This window comes from Pseudomonas turukhanskensis, assembly GCF_027922365.1.
GTDB classification, from domain to species: Bacteria; Pseudomonadota; Gammaproteobacteria; order Pseudomonadales; family Pseudomonadaceae; genus Aquipseudomonas; species Aquipseudomonas turukhanskensis.
The window spans coordinates 105,517-119,172 of the sequence record NZ_BSFN01000007.1 but is presented as its reverse complement, the minus strand read 5'-3'; the positions used below and the strand labels follow the sequence as shown (position 1 = coordinate 119,172).

The window sequence follows — 13,656 nt, the reverse complement described above, 5'->3', positions numbered from 1 at the left end:
GCATCAGGAGATTGCCTAATGAGCGTGCTCATCGCCCTCGCCGCTTTAGCCTTGTTGATGCTCGCAGCGTACCGCGGCTACAGCGTCATTCTGTTCGCCCCCATCGCCGCCCTCGGCGCAGTATTGCTAACCGACCCCTCGGCCGTGGCACCCGCGTTTACCGGCGTGTTTATGGAGAAGATGGTCGGCTTCGTAAAACTCTACTTTCCGGTGTTTTTGCTCGGCGCCGTGTTCGGCAAGCTGATTGAGCTCTCGGGCTTCTCGCGCTCCATCGTGGCGGCCGCCATTCGCTTGCTCGGCACCCGCCAGGCGATGCTGGTGATCGTGCTGGTGTGCGCCTTGCTGACTTACGGCGGCGTGTCGCTCTTTGTGGTGGTGTTTGCGGTGTATCCGTTTGCCGCCGAGATGTTCCGCCAGAGCGATATTCCCAAGCGCCTGATTCCGGCCACCATTGCCCTGGGTGCGTTCAGTTTCACCATGGACGCCCTGCCCGGCACGCCGCAGATCCAGAACATCATTCCCACCACGTTCTTTGGCACCACCTCATGGGCAGCGCCATGGCTGGGCGTGATCGGCACCGTGTTCGTGTTTGCCGCCGGCATGCTTTACCTGCGCCGCCAGCTGCGCAAAGCCAAGGCCGCTGGCGAAGGCTATGGCACGGAGCTGCGCAATGAGCCGGAAACAGCCGAAGATATCGCCCTGCCCAACCCGTGGCTGGCACTGTCGCCGCTGATTCTGGTGGGCGTGGCCAACCTGCTGTTTACCCGCTGGATTCCCCAGCTCTACGGCACCACCCATAGCCTGCAACTGCCGGGCATGGCGCAACCGGTAACCAGCGAAGTGGCCAAGCTCACTGGTATCTGGGCGGTGCAGGCAGCGTTGCTGCTGGGTATTTTGCTGGTGCTGATCTGCGGCTTCCGGGCGATTAAAAGCAGGCTGGCTGAAGGCACTAAAACGGCGGTCGGCGGCGCGTTGCTGGCGTCGATGAATACCGCTTCGGAATACGGTTTTGGTGCGGTGATCGCCTCGTTGCCGGGTTTTCTGGTACTGGCCGATGCGCTGAAAACCATCCCCAATCCGCTGGTGAATGAAGCCGTTACCGTTACCTTGCTCGCCGGTATTACCGGCTCGGCGTCGGGCGGCATGAGCATCGCCCTGGCGGCCATGTCACACACCTTTATCGAGGCTGCCAACGCCGCCAATATCCCATTGGAAGTGCTGCACCGCGTCGCCGCCATGGCCAGCGGCGGCATGGATACCCTGCCGCACAATGGCGCGGTAATCACCCTGCTGGCGGTAACCGGCCTCACGCACCGCGAAGCTTATAAAGACATTTTCGGCATCACCCTCATCAAGACGCTCGCCGTGTTTGTGGTGATTGGCACCTTCTACGCTACCGGCATCGTCTAACACCGAGGCCACTGTTTAACCGGACTAACAGAGGCGTGGCGGGCCATTGGTTCGCCTGCCCAAGGAGAGTTATATGAGTCTGCACGGCAAAACTGCACTGGTTACCGGCTCCACCAGCGGTATCGGCCTGGGCATCGCCTTGGTACTGGCCAAAGCCGGCGCCAACCTGTTGCTCAATGGCTTTGGCGATGCCCAGGCAGCCATCGATCAAGTGGCAGCATTGGGTGGCAAGGTCAGGCACCACCCGGCCGACATGTCCAAGGTGGCGGAGATCGAAGCGCTCATGGCTTACGCCGAACACGAATTCGGCGGCATCGACATTCTGGTCAACAACGCCGGCATCCAATACGTAGCGCCGGTGGAAGAATTTCCGGTGGAGCGCTGGGACGCCATTATCGCCATCAACCTCACCTCTGCCTTCCACACCACACGCCTGGCGCTGCCGGGCATGCGTACGCGCAACTGGGGCCGCATCATCAATATTGCCTCTGCCCACGGCCTGGCAGCTTCCGCCGGCAAAAGCGCTTATGTGGCGGCCAAGCACGGGCTGGTCGGCCTGACCAAAAGCGTCGCACTGGAAACCGCCACCATCGGCGTGACGTGCAACGCCATCTGCCCCGGCTGGGTGCTGACACCGCTGGTACAAAAACAGATCGACGACCGCGCCCTGGCCAGCGGCGACGCCCAACAGGCGCGGCATGATTTGCTCGCCGAAAAACAACCGTCGCTGGACTTTGTCACGCCTGAACAACTGGGCGAGCTGGCGCTGTTTTTGTGCAGCGATGCAGCGGTGCAGGTACGCGGTGCGGCGTGGAATATGGATGGTGGGTGGTTGGCACGTTAAGGCGGAACCCATTGAAGCGAAGCGGCGTCCACATCGTAAACACGCCGCTCCTGCTAGTGCGTGCCAGACCCTACAATCACGCCAAGCCCCGCCTAGGACCACGCCATGACTCAGCCGCTCTGGACACCCTCCGCCGCCCGTATCGCGAGCACGCAGATGGATGCCTTCCGCCGCTTTATCAATCAACGCCACAGCCTGGAACTGGCGGACTACCCACAGCTGCATGCCTGGAGTGTGGCGGAGCGCGAGGCCTTCTGGCAGGCGATTGTCGATTTCTTTGAGGTGCGCTTTAGCAGCGCGTCCAGCGGCGTATTGGAAGAAGGCGCGGCCATGCCGAGCGTGCGCTGGTTCCCGGGCTCGCGCTTGAATTTCGCCGAACACTTGTTGCGTCGCCGCGATGACCACCCGGCCCTGGTGGCCATTGGTGAGGATGGCAGCCGCGAGACACTGAGCTACGCCGAACTGGCCGCGCAGGTGGCCGGCTTGCAACTGGCGCTGGCCAGGCTCGGCGTCGGCCCCGGCGACCGGGTGGCGGCGATGATGCCCAACACCTGGCAGACGGTGGTCGGCATGCTGGCGACCACCAGCCTGGGTGCAACCTGGTCATCGTGCTCGCCCGACTTCGGCACCCAGGGCGTGATCGACCGTTTTGGCCAGATCGAGCCCAAGGTGCTGATTGCAGCCGCTGGTTACCGCTACGCCGGCACCCACACCGACCAAACCGCCAAGCTCAATGAAATCCTCGCGCAAATGCCGACGCTGGAGCAGTTGATTGTGGTGCCCTACGCGCGCGCCGACGCCCGCGTCGAGGATTACCGCAGCAGCGCGCCGGTGGCGATGTGGAGCGAGTTTTTCCAACCCGGTGGCGAGCCGACGTTTACCCCGGTGGCATTCGATCACCCGCTGTACATCCTCTATTCCAGCGGCACCACTGGCGTGCCCAAGTGCATCGTGCATGGCACCGGCGGCGTGCTGCTGCAGCACCTCAAGGAACACGGCCTGCACACTGACCTGACGGCCAAGGACACCCTGTTCTACTACACCACCTGCGGCTGGATGATGTGGAACTGGCTGGTATCGGGCCTCGCCCTCGGCGCCACCCTGGTGCTGTTCGATGGCTCGCCGTTCCAGCCTGGCCCCGAGCGGTTGATGGACATGATTGATGCCGAGCGCATCACCGTATTCGGTACCAGCGCCAAGTACCTGGCAGCGCTGGAAAAGGCAGAGGTCGTTCCCAATCAAAGCCACCAACTGAGCCGCCTCAAGGGCATTCTTTCCACCGGCTCGCCGCTGTCACACGAGAGCTTCGAGTACGTGTATCGCGCCATGAAAAAGGACGTGTGCCTGTCTTCGATTTCGGGCGGCACCGATATCGTGTCCTGCTTCGTGCTCGGCAACCCCGTACTGCCGGTGTACCCCGGCGAATTGCAGTGCAAGGGGTTGGGCATGGCGGTGGAGGTCTGGAATGACGCCGGCCAGCCGGTGGTTGGCGAAAAAGGCGAACTGGTGTGCAGCAAGCACTTCCCGAGCATGCCGGTCGGTTTCTGGAGCGACCCGGACGGGGAAAAATTCAAGGCGGCCTACTTCGACACCTTTGCCGGCGTCTGGGCCCACGGCGACTACGCCGAAGAAACCCCGCGCGGCACCCTGATCATTCATGGCCGCTCGGACGCAGTGCTCAACCCCGGCGGCGTACGCATCGGCACGGCGGAAATCTACCGGCAAGTGGAAAAGGTAGAAGAGGTGCTGGAATCCATCGCCATTGGCCAGCAATGGCAGGGCGATGTGCGGGTGGTGCTGTTTGTGCGGCTGCGTGATGGCGTTACGCTGGATGACGACTTGAAAGCGCGTATCTGCGAGGTGATTCGCGCCAATACCACCTCACGTCATGTGCCGGCCAAGGTGATTGCCGTGGCGGATATTCCGCGCACCATCAGCGGCAAGATCGTCGAACTGGCTGTGCGCAATGTGGTGCATGGTCAGCCGGTCAAAAACACCGATGCGCTGGCCAATCCTGAAGCGTTGAAGCTGTTTGAAGGGTTGGCCGAACTGCAGAACTGAAAGGCTTTGTAGGAGCGAGCTTGCTCGCGAATGCTTTTTGCACGCTTCCCGAGCAAGCTCGCTCCCATAGCCCCTTCAGCGCTTGCGCTCACTGAGCACAAATACGGCCAACGCCAGCAAGGGAAACGCACTGCCGAGAGCCACGATGCCGAGCCAGCCGGTGTGGTCGAACAACGCGCTGGCCAATGCCGAACCCAGCGCGCCGCCGACGAAGATGGCAGTCATATAGAGCGCATTCAGGCGCCCGCGACTGCTGGCATCCAGGGCGTAAATGGCACGCTGGCCCAGCACCATATTCATTTGCACGCAGAAATCCAGCACCACGCCGGTCAGCGCCAGGGCGATCACGCTGTTGGTGGGCGGAAAAAACGCGGGCAGAAAACACAGCACCGCCAACACCAGGGCCAGGCGCGTGGTTACCCGCGTATGCCCGGCGTCGGCCAGCCGCCCACCGATTGGCGCGGCGACGGCGCCAATGGCACCCACTAACGCGAACAAAGCGATCTGGGTTTGCGACAGCCCATGGTTACGTGCCAGCTCCAGCGGCACGGCGGTCCAGAACAGGCTGAAGGTGGCGAACATGCACCCCTGCATCATCGCTCGCTGGCGCAGCACCGGTTCGCGTTTGAACAGATTACCCAGCGACAGCAGCAATTGGCCGTAGGTGGCACTGTGATCCGGCTGCCGCCTGGGCATTGTGGTCGCCAGAATTACCACGATGGCGGTCATGACCGCCGCCGCCACCATAAACACTGCACGCCAGCCAAAGTGGTCGGCAATCAGGCTGGACAGTGGCCGGGCCAGCAGAATGCCCAGCAACAGCCCGCCCATGATGCCGCCTACTACCCGGCCCCGAGAGGCTTCGGGCGCCAGATGCGCCGCCAGGGGAATCAGGATCTGCACCGACACCGTGCTCAGGCCGATCATCAACGACACCAGCAAGAATGCATGGGGCTGGGTGGTAAACGCCGCCGCCAACAGGCTGGCGACCGACACCAGCGCGGTGACGATCATCAGTTTGCGGTTTTCCAGCAGGTCGGCCAGCGGCACCAGAAATAACATACCCAAGGCATAACCGATTTGCGTCAGGGAAACGATCAGACTGGCCGCCGTCGCGGACAGGCCGATGTCTGGCGCGATCAGTTCGATGATGGGTTGGGAGTAATAGATATTGGCCACGATTACGCCGCAGCAAAAGGCAAACAACAGCACCATGCCGCGGGTCATGGTCAGGTGGGTGGGGCTCATCGGAAGGCTCGTCACGCACAGCAGGAAAGGACGGCTAGCGTACGGGAAATCGGACTGGGGGAAAATCCGTTAGGTGGCTATTAATTTGCACCGTCCGCGCTTTTCGTAGGAGCGAGCTTGCTCGCGAACCTTGCAAACATAGAGCGCGCCCATCGTTTGCTGGATTCGCGAGCAAGCTCGCTCCTACATGTGTGGTGTGCGTGGCAACGACCAACGTTTGACAGCCTCGCCCTCCTCGCTGAAGCTGCAAGCCAACCGTGAAACGCGCTCGTCAGAACAACGGATGTTTGCATGCCGAAGCACAAAAAGAAGAACACACCCGCCCCTTCCACAACGCCCCCGCTCGCGGCGTCTGAAGCCAACGACAAGCCTGCCAACCGCCCTGTTGCGCTGATCATTTTTGCGGTAGTGCTGCTGATCAGCCTGCCGATCTGGCTGTACCGCCAGCACACCGCCGCGCCTGTGGTGCCGACCACGGTCGCCTCGGCACCGGTGGCCAGCAGCGAGCCGCAGCAACCGCCGGCTACCTTTGTCGATGAAGGGCAATGCGTCGCCTGCCACAGCGAACAAACCAAAGCCTGGACTGGCTCCCATCACCAGAAAGCCATGCTACCCGCCACCGCCGGCAACGTGCTCGGCGACTTCAACAACAGCACCTACAAAGGCGACGTGGATACCAGCCACTTCAGCCAGCGCGACGGCGCGTACTGGATCAATACCCCAGGGCCCGACGGCAAACCCGCCGACTTCAAGGTGGCCTACACCTTTGGTATCGAGCCCTTGCAGCAATACCTGCTGGAAATGCCCGGAGGCCGCCTGCAAGCCTCAGGTGTCGCGTGGGATACGCAGAAGCAGCGCTGGTTCGAGATGTACCCCGGCGAAAAGGTGGATTTTCGTGACGACCTGCACTGGAGCAAACCCACGCAGAACGCCAACTTTATGTGCGTGGAATGCCACACCACCGACTTCAAACGCAATTTCAGCCCTACCGCCGACAGCTTCAATAGCACCTGGAATAACCTCGGCGTTGGCTGCCAGAGCTGCCATGGCCCGGCCTCGCGTCACCTGCAATGGAGCGCCGGGAAAAACCTCAACAAGCAGCAACCGGACAAAGGTTTCGGCACCGCCCTGGCAAGCGCAGACGCCATCACCCAGGTGGAAACCTGCGGCCGCTGCCACGCGCGCCGTGCGCCACTGGGCGACGGTTATACGCATAAGAACCGCTTGCTGGACGACTACCTGCCAGCGGCGCTGACCGCCGATTTGTATCAGGTGGATGGCAAGATCAAGGAGGAAGTATTCGAGTACGGCTCCTTCACCCAAAGCAAGATGTTCGCTAAAGGCGTGACCTGCACCGACTGCCACAACCCCCACAGCAATCAGCTCAAAGCGCCGGGCAATGGCGTCTGCCTGCAATGCCACAACCCCTCGGGCAAACCGGTGCGCGCCGGCATCGACGGTGCCGGGCTCAAGCCCAAGAACTATGAAGCGCCCGAACACACCAAGCACAAGCCTGGGCAGCCGGGCTCGCAATGCGTGGACTGCCATATGCCGGGCAAGCTCTATATGGTCAACGACTACCGGCACGACCATAGCCTGAGCATTCCCAACCCGGCGCACTCGGCAAAAATTGGCAGCACCGACGCCTGCGCCGCCTGCCATAAAGGCGCCAGCAGCAAGATCGCCGAGCAGTTCAAGATCTGGTATGGCGACACGCCGGTGCATGACGGCGGTTATGCCGATGCCCTCTTCGCCGCGCGCCATGGTTCGCCCGGCGCAGCGCGCATGCTGCTGCAGCAGCTGGCGCGCACCGATTTGCCAGCCATTCGCCGTGCCACTGTGCTGGCGCAATTGCCGACTTACCCGAGCCAGCGCGCGCTGGAGCAAGCGGCCATTGCCTTGAACAATCCGGCCCCGCAGGTGCGCGCCGCCGCCGTCGACGCCGTTGCAGCCATGGGCTCAGCAGAGCAATTTATCAGCCTGCTGACCCCACGCCTGAGCGACCCGGTGCGGGCCGTACGCATGGCGGCCGCCTCGCAGTTGGCCAATATTCCCGCGCAGCAACGGGCCGCCATCGACAAACTGTGGCGGCCGGTAATCGAGGAGTACGAAACAACCCAGCAAGCGCTGCGCGACCGCGCCGAGGCCAACCTCAACTTGGCCATGCTGTATCAGAACACCGGCCGTGGCGGGCAGTCGGAGGCGGCACTGCGTGAGGCGCTGCAACGCAATCCGGACTTCCTGCCGGCTGTGGTCAGCCTCGCCCAGTTGCTCGACGCGCAAGGCCAACACGCGCCGGCGCTGCAACTGCTCAACGACGCGATGGCCAAACACCCCAAGGCCGGCCTGCTGCAACACAGCCTGGGCCTGACGTTGATTCGCGCCGGTGAGCGCGACAAGGCCCTGGCCGCCCTGGCCAAGGCGGCACAGCTGACGCCAGACGACCCGCAGTTCACCTACATCTACGCCATTGCCCTGCACGACCTGGGCAAACCGGAAGAGGCACGCAATCAGTTGGACGCACTGCTAAAACGTCAGCCCACCAACCGCAACGCACGCATGGCGTTGATCAGCTACTGGCACGAAGCCGGCCAACCGCAAAAAGTGCAAGTGCTGCAAGCGGAGCTGGAACAACAGAACCCGGATGACCCGGAGCTGCAACAGGCACCGAACAAATGAGGCGCCCTGCCCTGATCATTGCGGCGTTATGGGTCAGCCCTTCGTTGTGGGCGGCGGGTTCGGTCGAGGTGATCGAGCCGTGGGCGGCGGTCACGTCGGCGCAGCAAGCCGAGGTGTATCTGACCTTACGCAACTACGGCGCCGAGCAGGACCGTTTGGTCGGTGCAAGCAGCCCGCTGGCCAGTTCGGTAAAGCTGTTGACCACTGTGCAACTGGGCGCGGTGCGCAGCGTGCAGCCGTTGAAATCCATCGGCATTCCGGCCGGTGGGCAGCAGGTATTGGCGCCTGGGCATACGCATATCGTGATGGGGTTGAAACGGGCGTTGCAGGCGGGTGACGTGCTGCCGGTGATATTGCAGTTCGAGAAGGCTGGGCAGCGGCAGGTTCAGGCTGACGTTCGGCGTTAGTCGGTAGACAAAGCTCGAGGCTGAAGCCTCTCCTACAGGGCTACGCATTCTCTTGCAGGAGCGGTTTCAGCCTCGGTGTTTTTTTCGATCCATCAAATGAAACCGCGGCAACGCCAGCCCCCAGTAAATGGCCGCGATTCGCGTCGCCAACACCACCAGCATCGCCACCCCGGTCGCCGCCCAATGGCCGCTACCCAGCTGCAATAACCCCATGTATACCAGCGACCCCGCAATACAGGCGGTGGCATACACTTCCTTCTGAAAGATCAGCGGAATCTGGTTGCATAGCACGTCGCGCAGAACGCCCCCCGCTACACCGGTCATCACACCCATGATCACCGCCGTGCTCACCGGCACCTCATCGCGTAGCGCGACCTCGGTGCCAATCACGGTAAACACCGCCAGTCCGAAGGCGTCGGCGATGAGCAGTGCTTTTTCCGGCAGCGGCTTGATAAAGCGCGCCCAGAGCACGGTGCCCAATGCCCCAACGGACGCGACGACCAGGTACAGCTCGTTGCCGATCCAGCTGACAGGGTGGTTGTCGAGGATGAGGTCGCGCAACGTGCCGCCACCCAACGCTGTGACCAGGGCAATCACCAGCACGCCGAACAGGTCCATGGCATTGCGCCCGGCCATCAGCGCTCCCGTGACGGCAAACACCGCCACGCCGAACAGGTCGCTCAGGTAGAACAGGGTTTCGATGTTCAATCAGGCACCGACAGGCGTGCGCATGGTCACAAACTCTTCGGCAGCCGTGGGGTGCACGCCGAGGGTGTCGTCGAAGATGCGCTTGGTGGCGCCGGCCTTGAGCGCTACGGCCAGGCCCTGGACGATTTCGCCGGCATCCGGGCCGACCATATGGCAGCCCAGCACCTTGTCGCTGTCGGCATCCACCACCAGCTTCATCAACGTGCGTTCCTGACTGCTGGTGAGTGTCAGCTTCATGGGTTTGAAGTCGCTTTGGTAAACCACAACGTTGTGGCCGGCGTCGCGCGCCTGTTCTTCGGTCAGGCCCACGGTGCCGATATTGGGCAGGCTGAATACAGCGGTGGGGATGTGCTGGTAGTCCACAGCGCGGTATTGCTCCGGCTTGAACAGCCGACGGGCCACCGCCATGCCTTCGGCCAGGGCGACTGGCGTGAGCTGCACGCGGCCGATGACGTCGCCGAGCGCGAGAATGGACGGCTCGTGCGTCTGGAACTGATCGTCGACGGCAATAAAGCCGCGGTCATCGAGCTGCACCTGGGTGTTTTCCAGGCCAAGGTTATCCAGCATCGGCCGGCGGCCGGTGGCGTAGAACACGCAGTCGGTGGCCAGCACGCGGCCGTCTTTGAGCGTGGCTTGCAGGCTGCCGTCGGCCAGTTTGTCGATGCGCGCGATATCGGCGTTGAACTGGAGGTTGATGCCGCTCTTGGTCAGTTCTTCTTTCAGATGCTTGCGCACGGCGCCATCAAAGCCGCGCAAGAACAGCTCGCCGCGATAGAGCTGGGTCGTCTCGGCGCCCAGGCCGTTGAAAATCGAGGCGAACTCCACGGCGATATAGCCACCGCCTACCACCAGTACCCGCTTGGGCAGCTCCTTGAGGAAAAACGCCTGGTTGGAGTTGATCGCATGTTCATGGCCAGGGATATCGGGAATCTGCGGCCAGCCACCGGTGGCGATCAGAATGTGTTCGGCGCTGAAGGTTTTACCGTCCACTTCAACGTGGTGCGCATCGACGACCTTGGCATGGCTTTCCAGCAAGGTGACGCCGCTGTTGACCAACAGGTTGCGGTAGATGCCGTTCAGACGCTGGATTTCGCGGTTCTTGTTGCTGATCAGCGTGGCCCAATCAAAATCCGGCTTGGCGCCCAAGGTCCAGCCAAAACCGCTGGCTTGCTCGAATTCGTCGGCGAAATGGGCGCCATACACCAATAGTTTTTTCGGCACGCAGCCCACGTTCACGCAGGTACCGCCCAGATAACGGCTTTCGGCAACGGCCACCTTGGCGCCGAAGCCCGCCGCAAAACGCGCAGCACGCACACCGCCGGAACCGGCACCAATCACGAACAGGTCAAAATCGTACGTCATGCAAATCTCCTTGGGCTGGCGGGCAGCATAGCGCAACACTGCCCCCCTGGAGGAGCGGCGGGCGTAGGGCGAATATCGCCCCCGAGCGATATTCGCCAATTCTCGGATGGCGAAGCGGCGGATATCCGCGCTGCGGATATTCGCCCTACGTTAAATAAGCGCAAACACCGGGCACAAAAAAGCCACCCGAAGGTGGCTCTCTTGCGACCCGGGGTTGGCTTAGTAAGCTTTGCCGGTCTTGTAGAAGTTTTCGAAGCAGAAGTTGGTGGCGTCGATATAGCCTTCTGCACCGCCGCAGTCGAAACGCTGGCCTTTGAATTTGTAGGCCAGTACGCAACCGTCCTGAGCCTGCTTCATCAGAGCGTCGGTGATCTGGATTTCGCCGCCTTTACCTGGCTCAGTTTCTTCGATCAGCTTGAAGATGTCCGGGGTCAGGATGTAGCGGCCGATGATCGCCAGGTTCGACGGCGCGTCTTCAGGTTTTGGCTTCTCGACCATGCTGTTAACGCGGTAGATGTCGTCGCGGATCATTTCACCGGCAATAACGCCGTACTTGGAAACTTCGTCCTTCGGCACTTCCTGAATCGCCACGATCGAGCAGCGGAACTGGTTGTACAGCTTGACCATCTGGGTCAGCACGCCGTCGCCATCGAGGTTGACGCACAGGTCGTCCGCCAGCACCACGGCGAAGGGTTCATCACCGATCAGCGGGCGGCCGGAGAGAATGGCGTGGCCGAGGCCTTTCATTTCTACCTGACGGGTGTAAGAGAAGCTGCAGTTGTCGATCAGACGGCGGATACCAACCAGGTATTTCTCCTTGTCGGTGCCCTTGATCTGGTGCTCCAGCTCGTAGCTGATGTCGAAGTGGTCTTCCAGGGCACGCTTGCCACGGCCAGTAACAATGGAGATCTCCGAGAGCCCGGCTTCCAGGGCTTCTTCAACGCCATACTGAATCAGCGGCTTGTTCACCACCGGCAGCATTTCCTTGGGCATGGCCTTTGTCGCTGGCAGGAAGCGAGTACCGTAACCAGCAGCCGGGAACAAGCATTTCTTGATCATGTGAGTCCTTGAAAGAAGGGTCGTACCGTTAGTGCCGCGCAGTCTAATCAGGCGGCACTCGCCTTACAATGGTCCGCCACAGGGCGACCACGCCACGATAGAGAAACCCTAGCGCAGATAGTTCCAACGAATCGCAAATATTGCCGTCTAGCGACGATTGTCTTGTACCGAACGGCTACCGGGCTGACGCTGAAATTCGCCAATACCGGGGTACTCAATGCTTTGCTGAACATTGCCGCGAGTCTGGGTTGAACTGTTGTTCTGGTAACGGTTGCCGTTGTCATAACGGTTATCCGGCACGGTGTACCCGCCGTAGCCGCTACTGCCCTGCTGACGGCTATATTCTTCGACGCTGCCGCTGGCACCTGGGCTGACGTAAGTGCGGGTAATGGTGCGTTGCTGACTAACAATTTCCGCTGCACTCAGCATGCCGACAGGCAGCACAGCGAATGTCAGCAACGCAATTACAAGCCTGCTCATAGGATTTGCCTTTAACTGGACGACTTGCCATTAGATCGCCTACACCGCTGTCCGGTTCACATTGCTCGGCTAGACCAGGTCGTTGCGCTTGGCCAACTCAACCAATTCCAGAAAATTGCCCACCTGCAACTTGGCAATCAGCCTGCTTTTATACGTGCTCACGGTTTTTTCGCTCAGCAACAACTCACTGGCGATGTCCCTGATTCGATGACCACGCCCCAAGGCGCGTAATACTGTCAGCTCACGATCGGAGAGTGTCTCGATCAACTCCTTCTCCGAGGCCAGGGTGGCACTGCCATCCACCGAGGAATACTCGTTGATCGGAAACAGCTTGTAGCCTGACAACACCACCTGCACCGCGCTGATCAGCTGTTTGGGGTCACTGTCCTTGGGCACAAATGCGGAAGCACCGGCCCGCGCACAACGCACAGCATAACGGCTGGCATCAAGGCCGGAGAAAACGATGATCTTGGCTGGATCGGGCTCGGCATGCAGGCGCTGCAGCACAGCAAAACCGTCCAGATGCGGCATATCCATATCCAGAATGATCAGGTCGGGAGAAAGGTTGCGCACCTCACTCACCACTTCAACGCCGTTGCTCGCCTCACCTACCACCTCATGCCCAGCGTTTTCCAGCATAAGACGAGTCGCCATGCGGATTACTTCATGGTCATCGGCAATCAATACCCTAGCCAAATAATCACCTCGATCACTAATTAAGGACCGAGCCCCGCACTAGCGCGAGCTCGCCATGAAATCCTAGTACCAAAGCGCAAAACCTGTAGGAAATACAGAAGAATTCAGACGCGACTCAGCGTCGCAGACTGCGTAGGGCATTTATAGAGAGGAGAAGCAGAGGGGGATAAACGACAAAGGCCTACGGCGAGTGGTCGCTGTAGGCCTTTGTTTTACATGTGGTGCCCGGAGCCGGGGTCGAACCGGCACGTTCAAAGAACGAGGGATTTTAAGTCCCTTGCGTCTACCAATTTCGCCATCCGGGCGATGGTGGCCGGCGATACCGCTGCGGCGCAGAACGAGGGCGGAATATATACAGCCATCGGTCGCTAAGCAAGTTTTCGGGTGTCAGGTTTTTCGCCTGACCGGAAAGAAAAAGCCCCGTAGATCAACGATCTACGGGGCTGTTCTATAATGGAGGCCGAGGTCGGAATCGAACCGGCGTAAGCGGATTTGCAATCCGCGGCATAACCATTTTGCTACTCGGCCTCAAACGAAGACGCCGCAAACAGCGGCGTCAACGTCAACAAATTGGAGCGGGAAACGAGACTCGAACTCGCGACCCCGACCTTGGCAAGGTCGTGCTCTACCAACTGAGCTATTCCCGCGTCTTGGTGACGGGCGCCATTCTATAGAATCCAGACACCCCGTCAACCCCTTGAT

At 60.9% G+C, this 13,656-nt stretch carries 11 protein-coding genes and 3 tRNA genes; 5 read left to right on the top strand and 9 right to left on the bottom strand.

Annotated elements, in window-relative coordinates:
* The first annotated feature begins 18 nt into the window (after positions 1-18).
* From PKE98_RS13950 to PKE98_RS13940, 3 genes are all read left to right on the top strand, one after another.
* Positions 19-1,410 (top strand): GntP family permease, encoded by a 1,392-nt coding sequence (locus tag PKE98_RS13950; protein WP_271195899.1) that lies wholly within the window; start codon positions 19-21, stop codon positions 1,408-1,410.
* Positions 1,411-1,483: 73 nt separating this feature from the next.
* Positions 1,484-2,254 (top strand): 3-hydroxybutyrate dehydrogenase, encoded by a 771-nt coding sequence (locus tag PKE98_RS13945; protein WP_271195898.1) that lies wholly within the window; start codon positions 1,484-1,486, stop codon positions 2,252-2,254.
* Between the two features lie 105 nt (positions 2,255-2,359).
* The gene (locus tag PKE98_RS13940) at positions 2,360-4,315 is read left to right on the top strand and encodes an acetoacetate--CoA ligase (protein WP_271195897.1); all 1,956 of its coding nucleotides are present in this window, start codon (positions 2,360-2,362) and stop codon (positions 4,313-4,315) included.
* 75 nt (positions 4,316-4,390) lie between these two features.
* On the opposite strand, the gene PKE98_RS13935 is transcribed toward PKE98_RS13940, so the two are convergent.
* Entirely contained in the window at positions 4,391-5,563 is a 1,173-nt protein-coding gene (locus tag PKE98_RS13935) for an MFS transporter (RefSeq protein WP_271195896.1), read from the bottom strand.
* 291 nt (positions 5,564-5,854) lie between these two features.
* Here PKE98_RS13935 and PKE98_RS13930 point away from each other — a divergent pair, with 291 nt between their 5' ends.
* Both PKE98_RS13930 and PKE98_RS13925 read left to right on the top strand, forming a co-directional pair.
* Entirely contained in the window at positions 5,855-8,242 is a 2,388-nt protein-coding gene (locus PKE98_RS13930; protein WP_271195895.1) for a tetratricopeptide repeat protein, read from the top strand.
* The gene (locus tag PKE98_RS13925; protein WP_271195894.1) at positions 8,239-8,649 is read left to right on the top strand and encodes a copper chaperone PCu(A)C; all 411 of its coding nucleotides are present in this window, start codon (positions 8,239-8,241) and stop codon (positions 8,647-8,649) included. Before PKE98_RS13930 ends, PKE98_RS13925 begins: the two co-directional genes overlap by 4 nt.
* 66 nt (positions 8,650-8,715) lie before the next feature.
* On the opposite strand, the gene PKE98_RS13920 is transcribed toward PKE98_RS13925, so the two are convergent.
* The 8 genes from PKE98_RS13920 to PKE98_RS13885 form a co-directional block, all read right to left on the bottom strand.
* The gene (locus PKE98_RS13920) at positions 8,716-9,351 is read right to left on the bottom strand and encodes a trimeric intracellular cation channel family protein (RefSeq protein WP_271196036.1); all 636 of its coding nucleotides are present in this window, start codon (positions 9,349-9,351) and stop codon (positions 8,716-8,718) included.
* Between the two features lie 6 nt (positions 9,352-9,357).
* A complete protein-coding gene (gene gorA / locus PKE98_RS13915) occupies positions 9,358-10,719 on the bottom strand; it encodes a glutathione-disulfide reductase (RefSeq protein WP_271195893.1) in 1,362 nt (453 codons plus the stop codon).
* A gap of 219 nt (positions 10,720-10,938) precedes the next feature.
* Positions 10,939-11,778, bottom strand: a complete 840-nt coding sequence (galU, locus tag PKE98_RS13910; RefSeq protein WP_271195892.1) for a UTP--glucose-1-phosphate uridylyltransferase GalU — start codon at positions 11,776-11,778, stop codon at positions 10,939-10,941.
* Between the two features lie 147 nt (positions 11,779-11,925).
* Positions 11,926-12,258 (bottom strand): hypothetical protein, encoded by a 333-nt coding sequence (locus PKE98_RS13905; protein WP_271195890.1) that lies wholly within the window; start codon positions 12,256-12,258, stop codon positions 11,926-11,928.
* Between the two features lie 69 nt (positions 12,259-12,327).
* Entirely contained in the window at positions 12,328-12,942 is a 615-nt protein-coding gene (locus tag PKE98_RS13900) for a response regulator transcription factor (protein ID WP_271196035.1), read from the bottom strand.
* Positions 12,943-13,173: 231 nt separating this feature from the next.
* Positions 13,174-13,259, bottom strand: a tRNA-Leu gene (locus PKE98_RS13895).
* Positions 13,260-13,408: 149 nt separating this feature from the next.
* Positions 13,409-13,482 (bottom strand) — tRNA-Cys (locus PKE98_RS13890).
* A gap of 43 nt (positions 13,483-13,525) precedes the next feature.
* Positions 13,526-13,601, bottom strand: a tRNA-Gly gene (locus PKE98_RS13885).
* Between the last annotated feature and the right edge of the window lie 55 nt (positions 13,602-13,656).

Coding starts and splice junctions, on each gene's coding strand:
- PKE98_RS13950 (WP_271195899.1), top strand. CDS start 19: ATGAGCGTGCTCATCGCCCTCGCCGCTTTAGCCTTGTTGATGCTCGCA.
- PKE98_RS13945 (WP_271195898.1), top strand. CDS start 1,484: ATGAGTCTGCACGGCAAAACTGCACTGGTTACCGGCTCCACCAGCGGT.
- PKE98_RS13940 (WP_271195897.1), top strand. CDS start 2,360: ATGACTCAGCCGCTCTGGACACCCTCCGCCGCCCGTATCGCGAGCACG.
- PKE98_RS13935 (WP_271195896.1), bottom strand. CDS start 5,563: ATGAGCCCCACCCACCTGACCATGACCCGCGGCATGGTGCTGTTGTTT.
- PKE98_RS13930 (WP_271195895.1), top strand. CDS start 5,855: ATGCCGAAGCACAAAAAGAAGAACACACCCGCCCCTTCCACAACGCCC.
- PKE98_RS13925 (WP_271195894.1), top strand. CDS start 8,239: ATGAGGCGCCCTGCCCTGATCATTGCGGCGTTATGGGTCAGCCCTTCG.
- gorA (WP_271195893.1), bottom strand. CDS start 10,719: ATGACGTACGATTTTGACCTGTTCGTGATTGGTGCCGGTTCCGGCGGT.
- galU (WP_271195892.1), bottom strand. CDS start 11,778: ATGATCAAGAAATGCTTGTTCCCGGCTGCTGGTTACGGTACTCGCTTC.
- PKE98_RS13905 (WP_271195890.1), bottom strand. CDS start 12,258: ATGAGCAGGCTTGTAATTGCGTTGCTGACATTCGCTGTGCTGCCTGTC.